The sequence below is a fragment of the Pelagimonas phthalicica genome, assembly GCF_004364805.1.
GTDB lineage: Bacteria > Pseudomonadota > Alphaproteobacteria > Rhodobacterales > Rhodobacteraceae > Pelagimonas > Pelagimonas phthalicica.
Genome location: NZ_SOAP01000017.1, coordinates 1 through 1,832, shown reverse-complemented (window position 1 = coordinate 1,832; position 1,832 = coordinate 1). Strand labels below are relative to the sequence as shown.

1 protein-coding gene is annotated in these 1,832 nt (G+C 59.8%); it reads right to left on the bottom strand.

Features of this window, described 5'->3' with window-relative positions; all coding sequences use genetic code 11:
* Positions 1-1,832, bottom strand: a 1,832-nt coding sequence (gene acs, locus CLV87_RS23710) for an acetate--CoA ligase (protein ID WP_099249850.1), incomplete at both ends; no start/stop codon positions are given.

The following is a 1,832-nucleotide window of genomic DNA, read 5'->3' as shown; positions in this document are numbered from 1 at the left end:
AGGCTGCCGTAGTCGTTTTCGGCGATTTTGCGCAGGATGCGGCGCATGATTTTGCCGGAGCGGGTTTTGGGCAGGCCGGGGGCCCATTGGATCAGGTCGGGTGAGGCGATGGGGCCGATTTCCGTGCGCACCCAGGTGCGCAGCTCTTTGCGCAGCTCTTCGGTGGGTTCCACATCGTTCATCAGCGTCACATAGCAATAGATGCCCTGGCCCTTGATCTCATGCGGGTAGCCAACCACCGCGGCCTCAGCCACTTTGGCATGTGCCACCAGCGCTGATTCAACTTCAGCGGTGCCCATGCGATGCCCGCTTACGTTGATCACGTCATCGACACGCCCGGTGATCCAGTAATCGCCATCCTCGTCACGACGGCAGCCATCGCCCGAGAAATAGTAGCCTTTGTAATCGCTGAAATAGGTCTTTTGGAACCGCTCGTGATCGCCCCAGACCGTCATCATCTGACCGGGCCAGCTGTCCTTGATCGCCAAAACGCCCTCAACCGGATACTCGTGGATCTCTTCACCCGATTGCGGGTCTAAAACCACAGGTTGTACGCCAAAGAACGGCTTCATCGCCGAACCCGGCTTGGTCGCATGGGCACCCGGCAGCGGGGTCATCATGTGGCCGCCGGTTTCGGTCTGCCACCAGGTGTCAACAATCGGGCAGCGCCCGCCGCCGACCACATCATTGTACCAGTTCCAGGCCTCGGGGTTGATCGGCTCGCCGACCGTACCCAGAATGCGCAGTGAAGACAGGTCGCATTTCTCAACAAATTCATTGCCTTGACCCATCAATGCGCGAATGGCGGTCGGGGCGGTGTAGAATTGATTGACCTTGTGTTTCTCACAAACCTGCCAGAAACGGCTGGCATCGGGATAGGTCGGCACGCCTTCAAACATCAGCGTGGTCGCGCCATTGGCCAGCGGGCCATAGACGATATAGGAGTGCCCGGTGACCCAGCCCACATCGGCGGTACACCAGTAAACATCGCCCTCCTGATAGTCAAAGGTGACTTCCTGGCTCAGCGCCGCATAAAGCAGATACCCGCCAGAGCTGTGCACAACGCCCTTGGGCTGGCCGGTCGAACCCGAGGTGTAGAGGATGAACAGAGGGTCGGTGGCGTTCATCTCGGCGGGGCGGCAATAATCGTCGGCCTCCAGCACCATCTCGTTGTAATCATAGTCGCGATCGGCAATCCAGGTGGTCTGTTCGCCGGTGCGCTTTACAACCAGACATTTAACCGTGTCCTTGCAATGCAGCAGGGCGGCGTCGGTATTGGCCTTGAGCGGAGTCTTGCGCCCGCCGCGCGGAGCGTGGTCGGCGGTGATGACGACCTTGGCGTCACAGCCATTGACCCGCGCCGCCAGAGCATCGGGGCTGAACCCGGCAAAAACGATGGAATGGATGGCACCGATACGGGCGCAGGCCAGCATGGCATAGGCGGCCTCGGGGATCATCGGGAGGTAGATGATCACCCGGTCGCCCTTGCGAACCCCCAAGGATTCCAAGACGTTGGCCATGCGGCAGACCCGGCGATGCAGGTCGTTATAGCTGATGCTCTGGGCCTGTTCGGCAGGATCATCAGGCTCGAAAATGATCGCGGTCTGATTGCCGCGGCTTTCCAGATGGCGGTCGATGCAATTGGCGGCGACGTTCAGAGTGCCATCGGCGAACCATTCGATATTCACCTCGCCAAAATTGTAATTGACGTTCTTGACCTGGCTCGGCGCCTTGATCCAATCCAGCCGCTCCGCCTGAGCCCCCCAGAACCCCTCAGGATCGCTCACCGACTGCGCATACATCTCATCATAACGCGACGCGTCAACATGGGC